8 protein-coding genes are annotated in these 23,719 nt (G+C 66.8%); 3 read left to right on the forward strand and 5 right to left on the reverse strand.

Annotated elements, in window-relative coordinates:
• Position 1 precedes the first annotated feature (1 nt).
• From F3J44_RS12945 to F3J44_RS12955, 3 genes are read right to left on the reverse strand one after another with little or no spacing between them, the layout of a single operon-like run.
• Positions 2–1,213, reverse strand: coding sequence for a cytochrome c (locus F3J44_RS12945; protein ID WP_167272933.1), 1,212 nt, complete (start codon positions 1,211–1,213; stop codon positions 2–4).
• Positions 1,214–1,215: 2 nt separating this feature from the next.
• Positions 1,216–1,752, reverse strand: coding sequence for a (2Fe-2S)-binding protein (locus F3J44_RS12950; protein ID WP_167272936.1), 537 nt, complete (start codon positions 1,750–1,752; stop codon positions 1,216–1,218).
• Positions 1,745–4,576: a xanthine dehydrogenase family protein molybdopterin-binding subunit gene (locus F3J44_RS12955; protein ID WP_167272939.1), complete on the reverse strand. Its 2,832-nt coding sequence runs from the start codon at positions 4,574–4,576 to the stop codon at positions 1,745–1,747. Before F3J44_RS12955 ends, F3J44_RS12950 begins: the two co-directional genes overlap by 8 nt.
• A gap of 473 nt (positions 4,577–5,049) precedes the next feature.
• Here F3J44_RS12955 and dsbD point away from each other — a divergent pair, with 473 nt between their 5' ends.
• The 3 genes from dsbD to dsbG are packed head-to-tail and all read left to right on the forward strand — an operon-like array spanning position 5,050 to position 8,383.
• Positions 5,050–6,786: a protein-disulfide reductase DsbD gene (gene dsbD / locus F3J44_RS12960; protein WP_167272942.1), complete on the forward strand. Its 1,737-nt coding sequence runs from the start codon at positions 5,050–5,052 to the stop codon at positions 6,784–6,786.
• Positions 6,786–7,622, forward strand: a complete 837-nt coding sequence (locus F3J44_RS12965) for a TlpA family protein disulfide reductase (RefSeq protein ID WP_167272945.1) — start codon at positions 6,786–6,788, stop codon at positions 7,620–7,622. The genes dsbD and F3J44_RS12965 overlap by 1 nt, the downstream gene beginning before the upstream one ends.
• A gap of 2 nt (positions 7,623–7,624) precedes the next feature.
• Complete coding sequence (gene dsbG / locus F3J44_RS12970; protein ID WP_167272949.1) at positions 7,625–8,383, forward strand: thiol:disulfide interchange protein DsbG; 759 nt, start codon at positions 7,625–7,627, stop codon at positions 8,381–8,383.
• A gap of 43 nt (positions 8,384–8,426) precedes the next feature.
• Here the strand turns inward: dsbG and F3J44_RS12975 are convergent, their stop codons facing one another.
• Positions 8,427–10,400, reverse strand: a complete 1,974-nt coding sequence (locus F3J44_RS12975) for a hypothetical protein (RefSeq protein WP_167272952.1) — start codon at positions 10,398–10,400, stop codon at positions 8,427–8,429.
• 183 nt (positions 10,401–10,583) lie between these two features.
• A complete protein-coding gene (locus tag F3J44_RS12980) occupies positions 10,584–23,525 on the reverse strand; it encodes a non-ribosomal peptide synthetase (protein ID WP_167272954.1) in 12,942 nt (4,313 codons plus the stop codon).
• Between the last annotated feature and the right edge of the window lie 194 nt (positions 23,526–23,719).

Raw genomic sequence — 23,719 nt, forward strand, 5'->3', positions numbered from 1 at the left:
CTTACTCCGCCTTCAGCTCGGCGAGCTGCTGTACGGTCAGGTCGCCGGGCAATCCACCCCAGGCCTGGCGCAGGTAGTTGACCATGTCCGTCACTTGCTGGTCGTCGAGCTTGTCGGCAAAGCCCGGCATCGGCTGCATGCGCTCAAAACCGGTGAACTGCTGCTCGCGAATGCCATCGCGAATGGCCTTGACCAGGTTGCGCGAGTCACCCTGGCGCAGCACGGTATTGCCACGCATGGCCACGGCGATATGCGGCTTGCCCTCGCCGTCCACACCATGGCAACCGGCGCAGACGTTGAGGTACTGCTGGTGGCCGCGTTTGGCGCTGTCGCTCATCTGCTCAAGCGTAACTTGCGCAAGCGCCTTCGCCGGCGGCGGTTGGTCGCCCAGCAAATAGGTGGCCATGGCCGAAAGGTCTGTATCCTGCAGGTGCTGGGTGCTGTGGTGCACCACCGGGTACATCTCGTTGAACATGCTGCCCTGGGCACTGATGCCGTGCTTGAGGAAGGTGGTCAGGTCCGGTTGGGTCCAGCCGCGCTCGGCCAGGTCCTGGGCCAGCAGGCTCGGCGCCAGGTAACCGCCCAGCAGGCCGCCGCTCAGGCGCAGGTCTTGCTGCAGCGCGCCAATGGGGTTGCGCGGGGTGTGGCACTCGCCGCAGTGGCCCATCACTTCCACCAGGTACTGGCCGCGCTGCCAGGCCGGGCTCTTGCCCTCGGTGGGCTGCAACTGCACGCGCTTGCCGTAGAGCAGGTTCCAGCCGGTCAGCCCCAGGCGCACGTTGAATGGGAAGCTCAGTGCGGTTTGCGGCGCCGGGCGGTTGATCGGCGGCACGGTCATCAGGTAGGCGAGAATCGCATCCGAGTCCTCGCGGGTGATCAGGTGGTACGAGGTGTAGGGCATGGCCGGGTAGAGGTTGGCGCCGTCCTTGCGCTTGCCCTCGGTGACCGCGGCGAAGAACTCATCGCTGCTGTAGTTGCCGATGCCGTATTGCTTGTCCGGGGTAATGTTGCTGCCATAGATGGTGCCGAACGGCGAATGGATCGGCAGGCCGCCGGCGAACGGCGCGCCGCCCTCGGCGGTGTGGCAGGCCATGCAGTCGGCGGCGCGGGCCAGGTACTCACCGCGCTTGACCTGTGCCTCATCGGCCGCGTGGGCCAAACCGCCGACGGCAAGGCCCAAGGCCAGCGCCAAGGCGCTACGAACGAAGCCCATGCTCAACCCTCCTTGACCAGGCCGAGGTCGTCGAGCACCTTGCGCGTGGCGTCGTAGTAACGCACATACCCGGTGCAACGGCAGATGTGGTGGCCCAGGCTCGCCTCGATGCGGTCCTCTACCTCGCTGTGCTTCAACGGCTGGCGCTGGGCGGTTTCCACCAGCACGGTGGCGGCATTGACGAAGCCCGGTGCGCAGTAGCTGCACTGGAAGGCGAACAGGTCGACGAACTTCTGCTGGATCGGGTTCAGGGCCAGGTTACCGGCATCGTCTGCCTTGGCGTGGCCTTCGATGGTGCGCACCCGCTTGCCATCGAAGTACAGCGCGCCGGTGATGCACGTGCGCACTTCCTCGCTGGTGCCGTCGGGGTTGTCGACGATCACCACGCAGGCGTGGCAGATGCCCTGGCCGCAGCCCAGGCGCGAGCCGGTCAGGTTCTGGTGTTCGTGCAGGTAGTCGATCATCGCCAGGTCGTCGGGGATCTCGACCGGGCCGACCGGTTGACCATTGAGGGTCAGTTGCAGTGGGCGGTTAGCCATTGAGGGCCTCCTTGATACGGGCTGGGGTGATGGGAAGATCGCGCACGCGCTTGCCGATGGCATGGGCGACGGCGTTGCCGATGGCACCGACAATTGGAATCATCACCACCTCGGCGATGCCCTTGGACGGGTCGGTCGGTGACAGCGGTGGCAGGATCTCGCTGGTCTGCGTCCACACCGCCACGTCCCGCGCATGCGGCAGGCGGTAGCGGTTGAAGTTCCAGTCGCCCTCCCCGGGCCCGCCTTCGTACAGCGGCATTTCTTCGGTCAGCGCGTGGCCGATGCCCATGGCGATGCCGCCTTCAAGCTGGCCCTTGACCAGTTCCGGCACCAGCACCCGGCCACACTCGACCCAACTGTGGTGGTTGAGCACCTGCACTTCATGGGTGCCCTTGTTGACCTTGACCTCGACGAGGGTCGCCACCGGGCTGTAGTAGGTGACCATCGCGTTGTTCAGCTGGGTGTCGGGGTAGGCCGCGTTCTGCCGGTCGAGCAGGTGGTAGCCGTGGCTGCTCATCTGCGCCTTCTTGGCATTCACCGCGCCATCGCCGTATTTCACCGCCACGGCGTCGAGCGGGAAACGCTCGCGCACGCCGTCGATGACGAAATCGGCCTCGGCCCAGCTCCAGCGGTTGAAGCCGTGCACGCTCACCCCGGTGACCAGGCCCATGTCGTGGGCCTTCTGCGCCAGCTGGGCGAAGGGGATCGGCGCCAGGCCGTTGCCGGTCAGCTCGCCATTGACCCACACCGCGTTCTCCCGGCGCACCACCAGCGGGTTGGCCTGGCCGCCATGGGGCCCTTGGCTCCAGATGGCCATGGCCGCCGGCCACAGGCCATGGTTGAACAGTGCCCGCGCCGCCTCGCGGGTGGCGTGGCTGAAGTAGAACGCCGAGTTGGTCGCCGACGATGGCGAGGCCAGCTTGCCGACCCAGCGCGGGTCGCGCAGTGCCGCGTCCTGCTCGGCCTGGCTGATCAGGTAGGGGTTGCCGCTGGTGGTCAATTGCAGCTCCGGCCATTCGGTAACCGCTGTCTTCACCTCGTCCGCCGAACGGCCAAGGAAGTCGCTGACCACCAGGGCCTGGGAGGTGGACATGCCAGTGCCCAGTTCAGTGCCGATATGGCGCAGGCTGATGCGCCCGTCCCGGCTGAACTCGATGCTGGCCATCGGCGCTTCGGAGCCTGTGCCGAAGTCTTTCTGGCAGATGGCAAAGCCAACGCCATACCAGTGGTCCTTGTCCTTGGCATCCGCTTGCTGTTTATAGGCATCACGGTTGCGCCAGCGCTCGTGCGCGGCGGCCTTGTCGAGGATTTCGTACAAGCGCAGGGCACCGGCAGGCACCGCGCCCTGGGTGTTCTTCATGCCCGACTTCAGCGCATTGGCGCGGCGCAGGTCGATGGCATCCACACCCAGGCGGCCGGCGATCTCATCGACCATCATTTCGGTGGCGGCCATGGTCTGCAGGGTGCCGTAGCCGCGCATGGAGCCCGCCTCCACGCCTCGGGAAAAGTAAGCGGTCACCGACAGGTCGTTCTGCGGCATGTAGTAGATGGACTGCGCCGCCGTGGCGCCCACCGCCGCCACCGACGGGCTGTAGTTGATGCGCCCGCCGCCGTCGCAACTTAGGTCGGCGCGGAAGATCTTGAAGCTGTTGTCGTGCTTGTCCACTGCCAGCTGGTAGCGGATGTCAAAGGCATGGCGCTTGATGCCGCTCTGGAACTGCTCGTAGCGGTCGTTGGCCAGGCGAATCGGCACACCGGCGCCATACAGCGCGGCCACCGCGGCGTAGAACACGAAGATGTTGTTGTCCTTCGAGCCGTAGCCCACGGTGTAGCCTGGGTGCAGGGTCAGGTTGTTCAGGGCGAAGCGCGACGGCTTGATCATGTGCACGCATTCCTGCGCCACTTCGAACGGGCACTGGGTGGCCACCACGAAGTGCAGGGTGCCGCTGGCCGGGTCGTACCAGCCGTTGCCGTTGTCCGGCTCCAGGGCCGCCGGTTCGATCGAGGGTGTCTTGTAGCGCTCATCGAACAGCAGCCAATGCTCGGGTGGGTTGTCCAGTTGCTCGGCCATGCGCTTGGCGTAGAACAGGCCCTGCTCGGTCAGGTCGCCGTGCTGGTTGGGCGCCTTGGACCACACCGGCTTGCGGTTGAGGATGGTCGGGAACAGCATGGAATTCTTCAGGCTGGAGAATTCATCGTCGTCGAACGGCGTGGCGCCGCCCACGCGCACGAAGCGGAAGCTGCCATAGGGGTCACGCTGGTACAGCGGCGCCTGGGCGCCATAGCGGATCGCCTGGTCGTTGAACTGCAGCTTGCGCTTGGCCTGGCGGAAGCGCTCGAAGTCGTGCCAGATCAGAATCGCCACGGGGTGGCCGATGAACATCGGCACCTGGCCCGGTGGCAGCAGGGGGTCGGGCGAATGGGCCTCGGGCCAGACGATGCCGTCCTGCTCCAGGTCGGCGGCAGTGACCACGCGGTCTGGCTGCAGGTCGGCACCGAGCAGGCTCAGGTCATGGCCGGCATAGATCCGGTCGGCCTTGGTTGCCTTGAGCAGCAGTGCATGGCCCTGCTGCGCAGGCCAGCCGGGCATGTCCTTGGCGCGGATATCGCGGGCGAAGACCTTGCTGCCACAGACTTTCGACAGGGCATCGTTGCGAAAGCGCGCCTTGCCGTCATGGTTCATCCACTTCTGTGGCGAGGTGGTGACGCGCTCCTCCATCAGCGCAGCGAATGCCTGGCTGCCAAGCGGCGCCATGGTCACGCCGACACCAGCGATCAGGCCGCCTTGCAGGAAGGCGCGCCGGGAAATATCACGGTTGGACATGCTCGATCCTCTGGGCAGCAAGGGGGCTGCCCATGTTTTTTTTGATTCTTGTGCGGGGGACTCGGAAGGGTTAGAACCTTGTCGCGCGAGTCAGAAAAAACTGACTTCTACGTCAACTTTACAACAAGGATGTGGTTAGAAGCAAAGTCAAGTCGACAGTATGTCGCGGTGTGACGAGGGGGATTTGTGTTGGAAGGGGATGTGTACGGCATTGCATTTCTGTCGGTTGTGGGATCGAGCGCCGCCCGCGCGGCGCATCGCAGGCAAGCCTGCTCCTACATCTGTTTCGGGCCAATTATTCCTGCTACAGGGGTACGCGCCAATGTAGGAGCAGGCTTGCCTGCGATGCGCCGGCGCAGGCGGCGCGCGATCTCACAGGCGCTACACGTGCCACGGCAACCATCCAGGGTTAACCTTGGGTTAATCCACCCCAGCCAGCATGACCCCACTTTCTGTACTGCCAAGGCGAAGACATGCGCGCATTTCTGATCTTGCTGATGTTCCTGCTGGCTGGCCCCCTGCACGCCAACCCGTTCGACGCCAAGCCCGATTTCCTGCCGGTAAACCAGGCCTTCGTGCTGACCCACGACCGCCAGGCCGACGGCCAGATGCGCCTGTATTTCCAGATCAAGCCGGGCTACTACCTGTACCAGAAGCGCCTGAAGTTCGACGGCCTGGCCGCCGACCAGCAGCCACCGCTGCCCCCCGGCCTGAACCACCATGACGAATTCTTCGGCGACAGCACGGTGTACCGCGAACAGCTTGAACTGCAGGTTCCGGCCAATGCCCAGGGCCAGCTGCGCCTGGGCTGGCAAGGCTGCGCCGATGCCGGGTTGTGCTACCCGCCGCAAACCACCGTCATCGAACTGGGCGGCAGCGCCACCCCGGCCGCCGCGCCCGCCAGTGAACAAACCGGCGCCCAAGCCAGCGACCAGGCCCTGGCCAGCGGCCTGCAGAGCGGTAACCTGGCCTGGAGCCTGCTGGCCTTCTTTGGCCTGGGCCTGTTGCTGGCCTTCACCCCCTGCACCCTGCCCATGCTGCCGATTCTCGCCGGGCTGGTGCTGGGCAACGGCGCCAGCGCCCGCCGCGGCTGGGTGCTGGCCGGCACCTACGTGCTGAGCATGGCGCTGGTGTATGCCGCCCTGGGCGTGGTCGCTGCCCTGCTGGGCGCCAGCCTGCAAGCATGGCTGCAACAACCTTGGCTGCTGGGCAGCCTGGCGGGCCTGTTCATTTTGCTGGCCTTGCCGATGTTCGGTGCCTTCGAGCTGCAACTGCCCGCCGCCCTGCGTGACCGTCTAGACCGCGCAGGCCAGGGTACCCAGGGTGGCAACCTGTATGGCGCCGCGCTGCTCGGGGCGCTGTCGGGCCTGTTGCTCGGCCCGTGCATGACCGCGCCGCTGGCCGGCGCACTGCTGTACATCGCGCAGAGTGGCGACGTGCTGCAAGGTGCGCTGGTGCTGTTCAGCCTGGGCCTGGGCATGGGCGTGCCGCTGCTGTTGCTGGTGACCCTGGGCAACCGCTACCTGCCACGCCCCGGCGCGTGGATGAACCGGGTCAAGGGCGTGTTCGGTTTCGTGTTCCTGGCCATGGCCCTGTACACCGTGCGCAGCCTGCTCGCCGCACCGCTGCTGCTGGCCCTGAGCGGTGCCTGGCTGATCGCCCTGGGCTGGGCCGCCTGGCCTGCCCTGCAGCGCCTGCCGGCCCTGCGTGCGGCGCCGCTGCTCGGCGCACTGTGGGGCGGCCTGCTGCTGGTGGGCGCCGCCGCCGGTGGCGATAACCTGTGGCAGCCGCTGCGCCCGTTCACCGGCGGCGCCGGGGCAGTCGCTGCCCAACCAGCCGATGAACACTTCGTTACCGTCAGCAGCCCCGAGGCCCTGCAGCGCGAACTGGATGCCGCCAAGGCCCGTGGCCAATGGGTGATGGTCGATTACTACGCCGACTGGTGCGTGTCGTGCAAGGTCATGGAAAAACAGGTGTTCACGCGCCCCGACGTGCAGGCAAGCCTGGCCGGCGTGCACCTGCTGCGCCTGGACGTCACCGCCGACTCACCCGCCAGCCGCGCCCTGCTGCAGCGTTACCAGGTTCCCGGCCCGCCCAGTATCCTCTGGCTCGGCCCGGAGGGCGATGAACGCCGCGCACGGCGCATCACCGGCGAAGTGGACGCTGCCGCGTTCCTGCAACACTGGACCCAAACCCGGAGCCAAGGCTGATGCTGACCATCACCCTCGGGCCGCTGACCATGGCCCTGAACCACCTGCTGATGCTCACGGCCCTGGGCATCGCCTGCCTGGTCGGCTGGTGGGTTGCCCGGCGCGGTGGCCAAAGCCCGGAGTCGGCGCTGTTCAACCTGTTCCTGGTCGGCCTGCTGTGCGCACGCATCGGCTTCGTGCTGGCCTACTGGCCGATGTACCGCGATGACCTGCTGCAGGTCATCGACATCCGTGACGGAGGCTTCCTGCTCTGGTCCGGCCTGGTCGGCATCGTGCTTGCCACGCTCTGGCAAGGCTGGCGCCAGCCCGGCCTGCGCCGGCCACTGGGCTGGGCAGTGTTCAGCGGCGCGCTGTTCTGGGGCCTGGCAAGCATGGGCAGCCACCTGTACAGCAAAGGCACCGCGCTGCCGGAAGTAAGTTTGCGCAATGCCACGGGCCAGTCGGTCGAGCTGCACAGTTACCGCGGCAAGCCACTGGTCATCAACCTCTGGGCCACCTGGTGCCCGCCCTGCCGCCGGGAGATGCCGGTGCTGCAACAGGCCCAGGGTGAGTACCCCCATGTGACGTTCCTGTTCGTCAACCAGGGCGAAACGCCGGAAAACGTCAGCACCTTTCTTGCCACCACCGGCCTTAGCCTGACCCATGTGCTGTTCGACGGCACCGGCACCCTGGCCCAGCGGGTCGGCTCGATGGCGCTGCCCACCACACTGTTCTACAACGCCGACGGCCGACTGGTCGGCAGCCACCTGGGCGAACTGTCGCGGGCCAGCCTGCGCCACGCCCTGGAACCTTTCGACCGGGCCAGCGCGCCCGCCCCTGCCGCACAAGGAAACTGAACATGCGAATGACTGCCCTGCTCCCCCTGTCCCTGGCCCTGCTGGCCGCGCCGCTGGTGCAGGCTGAAGACCTGCCCAAGGCCATTCAACAACTGCAGGCCAAGGGCGCCGTGATCAAGGGCAGCTTCGATGCGCCCAACGGCCTGCGCGGTTACGCCGCCGAGTACCAGAACAGCGGCCTGGCCCTGTACCTGACCCCAGACGGCAAGCACGTGCTGGTGGGCAGCCTGTTCGACGAGCAGGGCAAGGACCTCAGCGCCGAGCCGCTGGAAAAACTGGTGTACGCGCCGATGAGCAAGGAAATCTGGGCGAAGATGGAGAAAACCGCCTGGATCGCCGACGGCAAGGCCGACGCGCCGCGCAAGGTCTACCTGTTCAGCGACCCGAACTGCCCGTATTGCAACATGTTCTGGGAACAGGCGCGGCCGTGGGTGGAATCGGGCAAGGTGCAGCTGCGCCATATCATGGTGGGTATCATCCGCGAAGACAGCCCGGGCAAGTCGGCCGCACTGCTGGCGGCCAAGGACCCGGCCAAGGCGTTGCATGAGCACGAGAAGGCCGGCAAGGCGAGCAGCCTGAAGCCGCTGGAGAAGGTGCCGGAGGCGGTGCAGCAGAAGTTGGCCAGCAACATGGCGTTGATGGAAGAGATGGGGCTGCAGGCAACGCCGGCGATTTTCTACCAGGATGAGCAAGGCAACCTGCAAAGCCAGCAAGGGGCGCCACGCCCGGAACTGCTCGGGAAAATCCTCGGCAAACGCTGACGCCAGCGAAGGCGGCCCTGCCAGCAGGGCCGCCCGGTGTGTATCAGCTGGTGGTGTTGGACATCGCCTTCAGGCACAGGTAGTCAGCCAGCAGGTTGACAGGCCTGTCCAGTTCGCTCGCTTTGATCTGGCACGCCTTGATGGTCCAGGAGTATCCACGCAAGGCCGCCGCTTCCACTTCCACTTCCACGCTGCCAGTCAACAAGCCACCGCCAATCACCTTCCACTTCCCTGGCGGGTCATAGCTGGTACTCATGGCGAAATAGGTCAGCACATGGTTGGTCGCGGCCTTGATTTCCGGGGTATCGGAACGCACACCGACCAACGCGTAGTCCTTGGCCACATGCTTGCTCTCCAGCGCAACGGACCCTGGAAGCTCTTCGGCACTGAGGCCAAAGGGCAAGGAAACCCTCGAAGGCGGAAAGTCCTTTTCACGAAAATCCTGGGCAGCCAGTGCGCGGGATTCCGACAGCAGGCTGTGGATACGCTGGTTGCGCGCCTTGCCATCTTTGACCGAGTCGCGGAAAAACCGGGTCAGGTAGTCGATCGGCAGGTGCTGGGCAAAACGCTCGCGCAGGTCAGGGGCGAAGAAGTCCCAGATCGGCACCAGCACATCCCAGCCGATCACCGCCAGTGAGGAATAATCGGCCATCACCGAACGCAACCATTCCTGCGGCTGGGCCGCAAGGGCTGCATCGCCGCCCAGCACGGTCCAGCGCTTCACCACATCCTTGCGCGCGCTGTCGTTGCTGGTGAAGGTGGTGGAGGTGTCCGCCACGCCCACTTCACTGCTGCCCGATGCTACCCCCTTCAGCGAAACCGACTGGACATTGCCAAAGCGTACGGCTGCCTCGGCCTCTTCCACGCTGATGGACTTGCTGCTGATGGTCTGCTCGTAGGAGCTCAACCGGCCGCCGATCAGGTAACGCTGGGGTATCAGCAAGCCTTTGCCTTGCAAATGGCGCAACAACTCGACCCGGCGCTGCTCACGTTCTACATCACCCATGCCGACGATTTCACGCTCGAACGCCCTGAGGGCATTGCCGAATTCCAGCTGCACGTCTTGGGGAATCTGGATCAGCTCACGCGGGATCTTGATCCAGGCAGCGGGTACTTCACGAACCATCGAGATATGCAGGGCACGCGACTGCTGGCTGGCCCCTTGCTGGGAACTGCGGGTGTACTCGGCCTTGCCCGCCGCCTCTACATCGGCGACTTCCAGCTCGGCCTTGCCGGAGGAGCCGAACACCAGGTGCATGGCATTGGAATGGTGTACCGAGGACAGGGACTCATCCTCAAGGGCACGAATCGACGTTTGCGCCGTACTGACGGTAGTTACCAACTGGCTCTGCAGGAAATAATTGCAGATCCACTGCCGCGAGCTTTCATCGAGGCGGCTGAAGGCGTCGGGGAACTTGACCATGTCCTCTCGCGCACCGATGTTGCCGCCGTCCAGCGTCACCGCCATGGGCAGCTTGCCGCTGAGCAGGGTCTGATCGACCAGTTGCAGGATCTTCAGCGTCTGCTTGTCGGTGGTGGGCTTGCTGGTGACATCCGGCAGCACCAGGCCGGTATTGCCCAGCTTCGATACAACCCCTTTGAGGTCCTGGCGAGGGTCGAGCTCCAACGCCTTGAACAGCTTTTCCAGGTTCTTGGCGATGTCGTCCTGTTTCTTGCCGGTGCCCGCCTCGGGCTTGGCGGTGGGTTTGCCGTCAGGCTTGGCATCGGCCTTGGTGACAGGCTTGGGCTCGACCTTGTCCTTGTCCGCCTGGGCGGGCTTGGTAGCGCTCTGCGCCTGGGGTTTGAGCGCCACATGCAACTTGCCGTCGTCCACCGCCGCGTCAACCTCGATGTCTGGCTCGACGCTTTCGTTCATCGCTTCGCCATCGATCACGAACTGCCAGGTCTTTTCCTTGAGCGGGCCTAGCGAACTGATTTCCTTGCGTAATTGGGCAAAGGTCTTTTCCGCCACATCCAGGTCGGTTGCGGCGGTCACTCCGTCAACGATCAGCTTCATAGCTTCCCTACCTTGAATCAAGTCATGGTTATCGTTACGTCGTACAGCTGGCCTAATAGAGCGGCCAAATAGTGGCACATGGCCACACTCGACACCACCCCTCAATCAACAGTCCGATTGCCACGGTCATGATCGCCAGATCGCCCTCTTCGCGGGTTCAATCGCGAAGAGGGCGGCACAGCCTTACAGCCCTTCAAGCTCGGCCATCAGGTCACTGAGCCGGTCGACCTTGTCGTCATCCAGCGCACTGTCCTGCAGCCCACGCACATACTCGGCCAGCTCCTCCACCGTGCTGCACTCGAACATCGCCCGCAGCGGCACGTTCAGCTGCAACTGCTTCTGCACCCGCGATGCGATCTGCGTGGCCAGCAGCGAATGCCCGCCCAGTTCGAAGAAGTTGTCGTGCACGCCTACCCGCTCGGCCTTGAGCACATCGGCCCAGATACCCGCCAGGGTCTGCTCCAGCTCATCACGTGGCGCCAGGTAGGCCTGGCTGTGCTGCCCGCCGATGTCGATGGCCGGCAGGGCCTTGCGGTCGAGCTTGCCGTTGGCGTTGTGCGGCAGGCTGGCGAACCAGCCCCAGTGCAGCGGCACCATGTACTCCGGCAGCTCGGCCCGCAGGCGTTGCTTGACCTGCTCCAGCAGCGCGGCATCGGCCTCGACGCCTTGATGTGCCACCAGGTAGCCGACCAGGTGCTTGCCGTTGACGCCTTCCTGCACGCCCACCGCAGCGTCGCGGATCTCCGTCTGCTCGTGCAGGCGCGCCTCGATCTCGCCCAGCTCGATCCGGTAACCACGAATCTTCACTTGGTGGTCGATCCGCCCGACATACTCCAGCACCCCGTCCGGGCGCTGGCGCGCCAGGTCGCCGGTGCGGTACAGGCGCTCGCCTGGCGCCCCGTGCGGGTGCGGGATGAACGCCAGTGCCGTGCGCACCGGGTCACCGACATAGCCGCGGCCAACGCCGGTGCCGGCGACACACAGCTCGCCCACAGCCCCCAGCGGTACCAGGGCCTGGTCTTCACCGTACAGGTACAAGCGGTTGTTGTCGGTCGGCGTGCCGATCGGCAGGTAGCTGCCACGGGTCGAGGCGGCATCGACGCGGAAGAACGCCACGTCGTCGGAGCACTCGGCCGGGCCGTAGGCGTTGACCAGGCCAATGCCCGGGTAGCGCTGCAGCCACTGCGCGGCCAGCTCCGGCGGCATGGCCTCACCAGTCGGCAGCATCCAGCGCAGGCCGCTCAGGGCCTGGTGGTCGTTGGCCAGCATGCCCTGGATCAGCGACGGCACGCTTTCCAGCACGCTGATACCGGTGGCCTGCACATGGGCCAGCAGGCCCTGCGGGTCGTGGGCGATGGCGTTCGGCACGATCTCCACCTTGGCGCCGAACAGCGGCGCGGCGAGGAACTGCCAGACCGAGATGTCGAAGCTTTGCGAGGCTGTCTGGGCGATCACGTCGTGCTCGCTCAGGGCCAGGTACGGCACCTTGCTCAGCTGGTTGTTGAGCATGCCGCGCTGCTCGACCATCACGCCCTTGGGCAGGCCGGTGGAGCCTGAGGTGTAGATCACGTAGGCCAGGTTGTCCGGCCCGCTGTGGATGCCCGGGTTGTGGCTGGCAACGCTGCTGGCCTGGATATCCTCCCACACCAGCAGTTGCGGCTGTGCCACTCCCGTCAGCTCGCCCAGCAACTGGCGTGCCTGGGCGGCGCACGCGGCGCTGCACACCAGCACCGGCGTGCGGCTGAGCTCGACGATACGCTGCAGGCGCGCCGACGGCAGGCCCGGGTCCAGCGGCAGGTAGCCGGCGCCGGCCTTGAAGCTGCCGACGATCATGCCCAGCAGCGGCAGGCCGCGCTCGGCCAGCAGTGCCACCGGCTGGTCAATGCCCACCCCGGCAGCGACCAGGGCATGGCCCAGGCGGTTGGCCGCCAGGTTCAGCCCGGCATAGTCGTACGACGCGTCCAGGCAGCGGGCCACGGTGCGCTCGGGGTGCGCCGCGACCTGCGCCTCGAACAGGGCGACGTAGCTCTGCTCCAGCGGGTAAGCCCGTTCGCTGCGGTTGCAACCTTCAAGCAGGAAGCGCTGTTCTTCCTCGCCCAGCAGCGGCAGCGCACTCACCTCACCGTCAAAGCCTTGTACCAGCGCCAGCAGCAGGCGCTTGAACTCGGCCAGCAGGCGCTCGACGGTCGGGTAGTCGAAGTAGCGCTGGTCGAACGACAGGTGCAGGCCCAGGTCGTCGCCGGGGTAGCACACCGCCGTCAGCGGGAAGTTGGTGTGGGTACGGCCCGAATCGGAGCTGGCGTTGAGGTGCTGGGCATGGTCGAGCACCGCGGTTTCCACCGGCGCGTTCTCGAACACGAACAGGCTGTTGAACAGCGGCTGGCCCTTGGGCAGTTCGCTGCATTCCTGAATCGCCACCAACGGCAGGTACTCGTACTCGCGCAGCTCCATGTTGCGTTCCAGCAAGCCTTGCAGCCACTGGCGCACGCTGCGCCGCTGGCCAGGCTCGGGCAACTGCACGCGCAGGGCGATACTGTTGATGAACAGGCCAACGGTGCGCTGCATTTGCGGCAAGCTCACCGGGCGCCCGGCGACGGTGACGCCGAAGGCCACGTCACGCTCACCGCTGTAGCGAGCCAGCACCAGGGCCCAGGCCGCCTGGGCGAAGGTGTTGATGGTCAACTGATGGGCCTGGGCCAATTCGCGCAGGCGCACGCCGTCGCTCACCTCAAGGCGGGTGTAGCAATCGCCCACCACCATGCCGTCACCGGCGTGGTCGTTGCGCAGCGGGCGGTCGCTGGGCAGCGCCGTGGCGCGCTCGAAGCCGGCCAGGTTGGCCTGCCACCAGCGGCGTGCTTCGGCCAGGTCCTGGCGCTGCAGCCAGCCGATGTAGTCGCGGTAGCGCGGCGGCACCGGCAGCTGGGCCTGACGGCCTTCACCAAGGGCCTGGTAGAGCTCGAAGAAGTCGTTCATCAGCAACGAGCGGCACCAGGCATCGATCAGGATGTGGTGGTTGCTCATCATGAACCAGTAGCGCTCTTCATCCACGCGCACCAGGCGCAGGTGGAACGGCGCCTCGCGCAGCAGCTCGAAGCCCGCCTCGCGCTCTTGCTTGTGCAAGGCTTGCAGGCGCGCTTCCTGGGCATCGCCGTCCAGGCCGCGCCAGTCCTGGTAATCCACCGGCGTGTGGCCCGGCTTGTGGATGATCTGCAGCATGGTTTCGCCGGCGTTCCAGCTGAACGAGGCGCGCAGGGCCTCATGCCGCGCCACCACGGCCTGCCAGGCCTGGGCGAAGCGCTGCGGGTCGAGGGCGCTGTTGATGCGGTAGCGGTCCTGCATGTAGTAAAGGCCGGTGCCCGGTTCCAGCAGCGTATGCAGCAGCATGCCTTCCTGCATCGGGGTCAGCGGGTAGACGTCCTCGATCTGGCTGGCCGCTACCGGCAAGGCGTCGATCTGCGCCTGGCTCAGGTGCGCCAGGGGGAAGTCCGACGGGGTGAAGCTGCCGTTGCCTTCGGCCAGGCAGTGGCCGACCAGGGCCAGCAGTTCCTGGCGATAGGCCTCGGCCAATTGCGCAATGGTCTGCTCGTCGTAGCGCTCGCGGCTGAAGGTCCAGCGCAGTTGCAGCGCACCGCCGTACACCTGGCCATCGACACTGAGCCAGTTCGGCAGCGCCGTGTCGAGGTCGTGGGCCAGGCCCGCCGGGGCGTCCAGCGGCTGGAACAGCGCCGCCTGGTCGAACTGCTGGTCGAACTGGCCCAGGTAGTTGAAGGTGATGCGCGCTTGCGGCAACGCTGCCAGGCTTTCACGCCCGGCTTCATCGGCCAGGTAGCGCAGCACACCGTAGCCCTGCCCTTTGTGCGGCACCTGGCGCAGTTGCTCCTTGATGGACTTGATGGACGCGGCGCGGGCGGCGTCGTCTTCCCCGGCCTGCGGGTTCAGGCGCAGCGGGTAGGCATTGGTGAACCAGCCGACGCTGCGGGTCAGGTCCATGTCTTCGAACAGCCCGTCGCGGCCATGGCCTTCAAGCTGCACCAGCACCTGCTGATCGCCGCTCCAGCGGCACAGGGTGCGCGCCAGCGCTGTCAGCAGCAGGTCGTTGACCTGGGTGTGGTAGGCCGCCGGGGCCTGTTGCAGCAACTGCCGGGTCTGCTCCACGTCGAGGCCGATCGCCAGGGTTTGGGCATGCCGGTGCAGGTTGCCGCCCTGGGGGTGATCGCAAGGCAATTCGTGGCGCACGCTGCCCAGTTGCCCCTGCCACCAGCCCAGCTCGTCGCGCAGCGAATCGCTGCCGGCGTAGCTGGCCAGTCGCGCGGCCCAGTCGGCCATGGCGTGGGTCTTGGCTGCCAGTGGCTGGCCACGGTACAGCGCCTGCAAGTCTTCCAGCAGCACGCGCCAGGACACGCCATCGACCACCAAGTGGTGAATCGCCAGCAGCAGGCGCTGGGCGCCCTGCCCGTCGCTGACCAGCAAGGCACGCAGCAGCGGGCCCTGTTCCAGGTCGAGGCTGCGCTGCACATCGGTGTACAGCGCCTGACAATCGTCGAAGTCGGCAACCGTGGCGGTCCACAGCAGTTGCGCAGCCGGCTGCTCGGCGAAGGCCGCCTGGCCCTGGCTGAAGCGCAGGCGCAGGCTGTCGTGGTGCGCCACCAGCGCGTGCAGGGCGTTTTCCAGCGTGGCGCTGTCCAGCGCCTGGCGAGCCTGCAGCAGGACCGCCTGGTTCCAGTGCTGCGGTTGCACCACGTCACTGTCGAAGAACCAATGCTGGATCGGCGTCAGGCCGCTGTGCCCCTGGCGCAGGCCCTGCTCGATGGTACTCGGCGCGGCGCTGCGGCTGACCACAGCCGCGAGGGTCTGGATGGTCTGGTGCTGGAACAGGTCACGCGGGGTGAACTGCAGGCCCAGCTGACGGGCACGGCTGACCACCTGAATCGACAGGATCGAGTCGCCGCCCAGTTCGAAGAAGTTATCCTGCACCCCGACGCGGGGCAGATTCAGCACTTCGCGCCACACCTGCGCCAGTTGCTCTTCCAGCTCGTTGGCCGGGGCCTGGTAGTGTTGCCGGGCCTGTTCCAGGTCCGGCGCTGGCAAGGCGCGGCGGTCGAGCTTGCCATTGCCCATCAACGGCAGGCTGTCGAGCAGCACCAGGTGCGCCGGCACCATGTAGTCCGGCAGGTGCTGGCGGGCATGCACTTTCACCGCTTCGCGCAAGCGGGCCTGGGCCTCGCTGTCGCCAGCCACCTGCTTGCACACCAGGTAACCCACCAGTTGCCGGCCACCGGGAAGGTCCAGGGCCACAACCACCGCCTCGTCGACATCGGCGTGTTCCTGCAGGCGGCTTTCGATCTCGCCCAGCTCGATACGGAAACCGCGAATCTTCACCTGCTGGTCGGCGCGGCCAATGTATTCCACCAGGCCATCGGTGCGCAGGCGCACCAGGTCGCCGGTGCGGTACAAGCGCCCACCGTCATGGCTGAACGGGTCGGCAACGAAACGCTCGGCGCTCAGGCCCGGGCGGTCGTGGTAGCCCTGGGCCAGGCCGGCGCCGCCGACATACAGCTCGCCGATGCCGCCCTGGGGCAGCAAGGCCAGGTCCTCGTCGAGGATATAGGCGGTGCGGGCACCGATCACCCGGCCAATCGGCACGCTGCCGGCATCGGCAGGCAACACCTCAGGTGCCAGGCAGGCCAGCGGCATCACCACGGTTTCGGTCGGGCCGTAGGCGTTGAAGAACTGCTGCGGGGTGAAGGCCTGGCGAATGCGTTGCAGGTGCTCACCGGTCAGTGCTTCGCCACCGGTAATCACCAGGCGCACCGGCAGCGCCGCGCCTTCACCGGCCAGGTACTGGGCCAGCTGGCTGCCATAGCTTGGGGTAAAGCCCAGGATGCTCACCTGCTGCTCGCGCACCAGCTGGCAGATTTCCTCGGCGCCCCATTGGCCCTGGGCGCGCAGCACCACGCGGGCACCGCACAGCAAGGGCGTGAGCAGGCGTTCGCTGGCAGCGTCGAAGTTGATCGAATAGAAGTGCAGCTCGCAATCGTCGCTGCGCATGCCGAAGGCGTCGATCACCGCCTGGCAGTGCATGGCGATTTCACCGTGGCTGACCACCACGCCCTTGGGCTTGCCGGTGGAACCGGAGGTGTAGATCAGGTACGCGGCGTGCTGCGGCAGGTTGAGGTTGTCCAGCGGCGCATCGCTGTAGGCCGAGAGCTGTGCGGCGTCGTCTTCCAGGCTCCAGCGCGCCACGCCGGCGGGCAGTTCACCGAGGGTGTCGAGCAGGGCGCGCTGGCTGAGCAGCAGGCCGATGCGGCTGTCCTCAATCATGTAGCGCAGGCGGTCGAGCGGGTATTCCGGATCGAGCGGCACGTAGGCGCCGCCGGCCTTGAGGATGGCCAGCAGGCCAACCACCATGGGCAACGAGCGTTCCAGGGCCAGGCCTACCCGCACCTGTGGGCCAACACCGCGCTCGCGCAGGGCGCGGGCCAGGCGGTTGGCCTGTTGGTCGAGTTCGGCGTAGCTCATGTGCTCGCCGGCGAAGGTCAGCGCGCCGGCATTGGGCGTACGCGCCGCTTGCTCGGCGAACAGGCCGTGGAGGGTTTGGTCGAGGGCGAAATCGTGCTCGCCTTGCAACTGGCCGATCAGCACCTGTTGCTCGGCATCGAGCAGCATGGGCAGTTCGCACAGGCGCTGCTCGGGGTTGTCGAGCAGGCCGATCAACAGTTGCTGCCAGTGTTCGGCCATGCGCGCGATGCGCGGCTCGTCGAACAGGTCGCGGCTGTAGGTCAGGCAGCAACCCAGGCGGCCGTCCAGGTCGGTCACTTCAAGGTACAGGTCGAACTTGGTGGCGCTGGCGTCGTTGACCAGGTAGTCCACCTGCATGCCTGCCAGTTCACGGCTTTGCTGGAAGGCCCAGCGCTGCACGTTGCACATCACCTGGAACAGCGGGTTGTAAGCGCTGCTGCGTGGCGGTTGCAAGGCGTCGACCAGTTGGTCGAATGGCAGGTCCTGGTACGACTGGCCTTCGATGGCAGCCTGGCGTACTTGTTCGAGCAAGGCGGCGGCGCTCATCTGCCCGTCCAGCTCGCAGCGCAGCACCTGGGTGTTGAGGAAGGCGCCGATCAGCCCTTCGCTTTCCGGGCGAATGCGGTTGGCCACCGGCGCACCGATGCGCAGGTCGCGTTGGCCGCTGTAGCGGTGCAGCAAGGCAGCCAGGGTGGCGGTCATGGTCATGAACAGGGTCAGCCCGCGCTGGCTGTTGAAGGCGTGCACGCGGGCGACCAGGGCCGGGTCGAGGTCGAAGCGGAACAACTCGCCACGGTGGCTTTGCACGGCCGGGCGCGGGCGGTCGGCGGGCAGTGCCAGCACCGGGTGCTCATCGCCCAGGCGGGCCTTCCAATAGGCCAGCTGGCGGGCACCCTCGCCGCCTTCGAGCCATTGCCGCTGCCACACGCTGTAGTCCAGGTATTGCACGGGCAGCGGCGCCAGCGGCGACTCACGCTCGTCGACGAAGGCCTCGTAAAGCTCGCCCAGCTCGCGGGCGAAAATGTCCATGGCCCAGCCTTCGGTGACGATGTGGTGCAAGGTCAGCACGAAGAAGTGCTCGCGCTCCTCGGTCTTGGCCAGGCAGGCGCGCAGCAGCGGGCCGCGTTCCAGGTCGAACGGCTGGTGCGCCTGGTCGTCGGCCAGTTGCTGCAGGCGCTGCTGGCGGGCGTCGGCAGGCAAGGCGCTGAAGTCTTGCCAATGCAGCTGCAGGCCGCTGTCGTCGGCCACGCACTGGTAAGGCACGCCATCGATGCTGGGGAAGGTGGTGCGCAGGGTTTCGTGGCGCACGATCAGGGCCTGCAGGGCACGCTCGAAGGCGTCCACGTGCAGGGTGCCGCGCAGGCGTGCCATGCCGCCAACGTTATAGGCAGGGCTGTCCGGCTCCATTTGCCAAAGGACCCACATGCGCTGTTGCGAGTACGACAGCGGCACGGCCTGGCGGCGGTCGACGCGGGTGATTTCGCCTTGCTGGTTATGCCCGCCGGCGGCGCGAATCTGCGCAATACGTTCGCAGAAGGCACCCAGCTCACTGGCTTCGAACAGCTCCTTGAGCGGCAGTTCGACATCACAGGCCTGGCGGGTGCGCGAGACGATCTGGGTGGCCAGCAACGAGTGGCCGCCCAGGGCGAAGAAGTCATCGTGCAGGCCCACTTGCGGCAGGTTCAGCACTTCGCGCCAGATGGCCGCAACCTGCTGTTGCAGCGCGGTCTGCGGTTCAACGTGCTCACGCTGCTGCCACACCGGCGCCGGCAGGGCCTTGCGGTCGACCTTGCCACTGGGGCCCAGCGGCATGTGCGCCAGCGCCAGCAACTGGGCAGGCACCATGTACGCAGGCAGCTGCTCAGCGAGCGCGGCCAGCAGTTGCGGCGCCTGGGCCGGGCCGCTGTAGTAGCCGACCAGTTGCGCACCGACGGCATCCTTGTGGATCAGCACCAGCGCTTGCTCCACACCCGGTTGCGCCAGCAGGCAGGCCTGCACCTCCTCCGGTTCAACCCGGAAGCCGCGCACCTTCACCTGCTGGTCGAGGCGGCCCAGGTATTCCAGGGCCTGGGCTTGAACCTGCCAGCGGGCACGGTCGCCACTGCGGTACAGGCGCTCGCCATTGCCATCGGCCTGGGGAACGAAGCGTTCGGCGGTCAGCCCTGGGCGCCCCAGGTAGCCACGGGCCAGGCCCGCCCCACCCAGGTACAGCTCGCCCGGCACACCGGGCGCTGCCAGTTCCAGCTCTTCATCCAGCACCCGGCAGAGCACGTTGCCCAGCGGGCGACCGATGGGCGAGCGCAGGCCATCCTCGGCCTGGCAGTGCCAGTGGGTGACGTTGATGGCCGTTTCGGTCGGGCCGTAGCGGTTGTGCAATTGCACCTGCGGCAGCACCTGCAGCACACGGTCGCGCAAAGCCGCCGATAGCGCCTCGCCACCTGAGAACAGCCGGCGCAGGCTGCTGCAGCCAGCGGCCAGTGGCTCCTGCACGAACACCTGCAACAGCGGCGGCACGAAGTGCAGCGTGGTCACCCCATGCTGCTGCACCAGTGCGGCGATGCGCTGTGGGTCGCGGTGCTCACCGGGGCCTGCCAACACCAGCTGGCAACCGCTGACCAGCGGCCAGAAGCATTCCCACACCGACACATCGAAGCTGATCGGTGCCTTCTGCATCAGCACATCGCTCGGTTCCAGCGCATAGGTGGCCTGCATCCATTGCAGGCGCTCGGCCAGGGCCGCGTGGGTGTTGCCCACGCCCTTGGGCTGGCCGGTGGAGCCGGAGGTGTAGATCACATAGGCGAGGTTGTCGCCATGCAGGTGCAGGCCCGGTGCCTGGCTCGGCCAGCTGTCCAGGTGCAGCTGGTCGAGGGCGATGGCACTGACCCCTTCAACCTGCGGCAGCGTGCCAAGCAGGCCGCTGTGGCTGAGCAGCAGGCTGGCCTGGCAGTCGTTGAGCATGTAGGCCAGGCGCTCGGCCGGGTAGTCCACGTCCAGCGGCACATAGGCGCCACCGGCCTTGAGAATGGCCAGCAGGCCGACCAGCAGTTGCGGCGAACGCTCGATGGCGATGGCCACGCAGGTATCAGGACCAACGCCTTTGTCACGCAGGTAGTGGGCCAGGCGGTTGGCCTGCTGGTGCAACTCGGCATAGTCGAGGCTGCCGCCCTCCCACACCAATGCGGTGCGCTGCGGGGTCAGGCGCGCCTGTTCATTCAGCTGCTCCACCAGCAGGCGCTGCGGCGCAGGGGCTGGAGCCTGGCCCCAGGCCAACAGCTGCTCGCGGCCTTGTGCGTCGAGCAGTTGCACCTCGCCCAAGGCCAGTTGCGGCTGCGCGCTCACCTGTTCCAGCAACGCCAGCAGGTGCTGGGCCAGGCGCTTGACCGTGGCGGCATCGAAACGCTCGGCGGCGTAGTCGAAGGCCAGGCTCAGGCGGCCCTGGTGGTCCTGCTCGCTGTGCAACTGCAGGTCGAACTTGGCCTCGCGGCTGTGCCACGGCAGTTCTTCGGCCAGCAGGCCCGGCAGGCGGCGCAGGGCCGAGAGGTCGCGCTGCTGGTGGTTGAACATGACTTGGAACAGGCCCTGCTCGCGGGCCTCGGGCAGCGCTTCGAGCAGTTGCTCGAACGGCAGGTCCTGGTTGGCCTGGGCGCCGAGGGTGGCCTGGCGCACCTGGGCCAGCAGCTGCGCGAACGGCAAGCGGCCGTCGAGCTGGGCGCGCAGCACCTGGGTGTTGATGAAGAAGCCGACCATGCCCTGGGTTTCCTGGCGCGGGCGGTTGGCATTGGGCACGCCGACGCGGATGTCGGCTTGCCCTGTGTAGCGGTGCAGCAGCCCTTGCCAGGCGGCCAGCAGCACCATGAACAGGCTGGCCTGCTGGTCGCGGGCAAGGCCCTCCAGCGCGTCGCTGAGTGTGGCCGGCACCTTGAGGCTGTAGCGGGCGGCGCGGTTGCTTGGCTGGCTGGTGCGCGGCTGGTCGGGGTGCAGGTCGAGCACCGGCAGCTCATCGCCCAGGGCGGTTTTCCAGTAGTTCAGCTGGCGCGCGCTTTCGCCTTCGGCCAGCCACTGGCGCTGCCAGTTGCCGTAGTCGGCGTAGCCCAGGGTCAGCGGCGCCAGCTTGGCCTCAAGGCCCTGGCACTGGGCGGCATAGAGTTTGGCGAACTCATCGAGCAGGATGTTCAATGACCAGCCGTCGGCGACGATGTGGTGCAGGGTCACCCACAGTTGGTGGTCTTCATCGTCCAAGCGCACCAGGGTAACCCGCAGCAGCGGGCCCTGGGTCAGGTCGAAGGGCTGCTGCGCCTCGTCCTCCCGGCGCGCCGCCACGTCTTCGGCAGCCAGGCCTTCGAGGTCCAGGCGCTGCAAATTGAACGGCTGCTCCGGCAACACCTGTTGCAGGGCCTGGCCATCCTGCTCGCTGAACACGGTGCGCAGCGACTCGTGGCGGGCGACCAGGGCCTGGAAGGCAGCCTGCAGTGCAGCTGGGTCCAGTTCACCGCGCAGCTTGAGGCCGGCCGGGATGTTGTAGGCGGCCGACTGCGGCTGCAGTTGCCACAGCAGCCACAGGCGGTTCTGGGCCAGCGACTGCGGCAGTGCCGTGGCACGGTCCTGGGCCGCGATGGCCTGGGCCTGGGCGCCGCCTGCGGCCAGGATGGCGGCCACGGCGGCGCTGTAGTCGGCCAGTTGCGGCGCTTCGAACAGGGTGCGCAGGCCCAGGTGAATGCCCAGTTCGTCGGCCAGGCGCGCGGTGGCCTGGGTAGCGGCAATCGAGTTGCCACCGAGCAGCAGGAAGTGGTCATCGGCCGCGACGGCCTCGACCTTCAGCACCTCGCGCCAGATACCCGCAATCCGCGCCTGCAGGCCATCACCCACGGCGCTGGCCTGGGCCTGCTCGGCCGGCATCGGGAAGCGTGCGTAGCAATCCAGGCTGCCATCGTTCATGCGCAAGCGGCAGGCCGAGCGCTGCAGCTTGCCGCTGGAGGTCTTGGGCAGCGCGCCTGGGTTGAGCAGCAGAACCGCGGCCGGTGCCTGGCGGCAGGCATCGGCGATCACCTGGCGCAGGGTCTTGATCAGCGCCTGTGGCTGCACGGCCTTCTGCACATTGCGGCTGATCTCCACCGCCACACCGATGCCCTCCTCGCCCTGGTCGTCGACGGCGAACACCGCCACACGGCCCTTGCGCAGCCCTTCGACTTCGCGCTCCAGGGTTTTTTCCAGGTCTTGCGGGTAAAGGTTCTGGCCACGCACGATCAGCATGTCTTTCAGGCGCCCGGTGACGAACACCTCGCCGTCACGCATGAAACCGAGGTCGCCGGTGCGCAGCCAGGTCTGGCCGTCCATTTCGACGAAGGTGCGCGCGCTGGCCTCGGGGTTGCGCCAGTAGCCCAGGGCGATGCTCGGGCCACCGGCCCAGATCTCGCCAACCAGGTTGTCGGCCAGCACCTCCAGGCGCTGTGGCTCGACGATGCGCACGGCATGCCCCGGTTGCGGGTAGCCGCAGCTCATCAACACGCTGCCCGTGCCGTTTTCGGCGCGGTTGGCGGCGAAGGCTTCGGCGTCCAGCTCCAGCGCGCCAATGCCCTGGCCACGGCGGCTGCCGCTGACGAACAGGGTGGCCTCGGCCAGGCCATAGCTGGCGAAGAAGCTGCTGGCCTGGAAGCCGCAGGCAGCGAACTTGCCTGCGAAGGTATCGAGGCTGTCCTGGCGGATGGGCTCGGAGCCGGAATAGGCCACGCGCCATTTGCTCAGGTCAAGGCCAGCCAGGGCCGCTTCGCTGACCCGCTCGCTGCACAGGCGGTAGGCGAAGTCCGGGCCACCGCTGATGGTGCCGCCGTATTCGCTGATCGCCTGCAGCCAGCGCAGGGGCCGGGCGAGGAAATAGCCCGGCGACATCAGCACGCAAGGCACGCCACTGAAAATCGGCTGCAGCAGCCCGCCGATCAGGCCCATGTCGTGGTACAGCGGCAGCCAGCTGACGATCACGTCGTCCGGGTTCAGGTCGATGCCAAAGCCCGAGCGAATCAGCTGCTCATTGGCCACCAGGTTGCCATGGCTGACCTGCACGCCCTTGGGCAGCGCAGTGGAGCCGGAGGTGTACTGCAGGAAGGCGATGTCATCGCCCTTGAGCGCAGGTGCCTGCCAGCGGTCGGCCAGCGCGGGGTCCAGGCCGTCGACGGCCAGCAACTCAGGGGCATTGGCGCCAGCCAGGGCTTCGAGGCCCTGCAGGCTTTCCTGCAGCGCGGCCACGGTCAGCAGCAGGCGCGGCTCGGCATCGTCGATGATCGACAGCAAGCGCTCCTGGTGGTGCGTGCGCGAAGACTCCGGCGGGTAGGCCGGCACGGCGATAACCCCGGCATACAGGCAACCAAAGAACGCTGCCACATAGTCAGGGCCACTGGGGAACAGCAGTACGGCACGCTCGCCGAAGCCTGCGCGGGCCTGCAAGGCGGCGGCGATGGTGCGCGCACGCGCGTCCAGTTCCCGGTAGCTGAGCACGGCTTGCTCGCCGGGGGCGTCGGCCAGAAAGCGCAGGGCAATGCGGTCCGGTGTGTGCGCGGCGCGTTGCGCCAGGGCCTGGACCAGCGAGAGCGGGAGTTCGAAGGCGTCCGTCATGGGGTGTTCCTGCCAGTGTCTGTAGTGTCGGGCCGACTGCCCGCGCGAGGGGTGCGGGGCAACGTGCGGCGGCCGGATGTACAGAGGGGAACGGATGGGCCTGGCAAGAAATTACCGGCTAGCCAGTGCGCCAGGGCCGCCGGAAAGCGAACGGCTTCACGCCTGGCGGCTTAGAACCGAAACTAATGGATACT

This window comes from Pantoea sp. Tr-811, assembly GCF_011752535.1.
In the GTDB taxonomy this organism is placed as follows: domain Bacteria; phylum Pseudomonadota; class Gammaproteobacteria; order Pseudomonadales; family Pseudomonadaceae; genus Aquipseudomonas.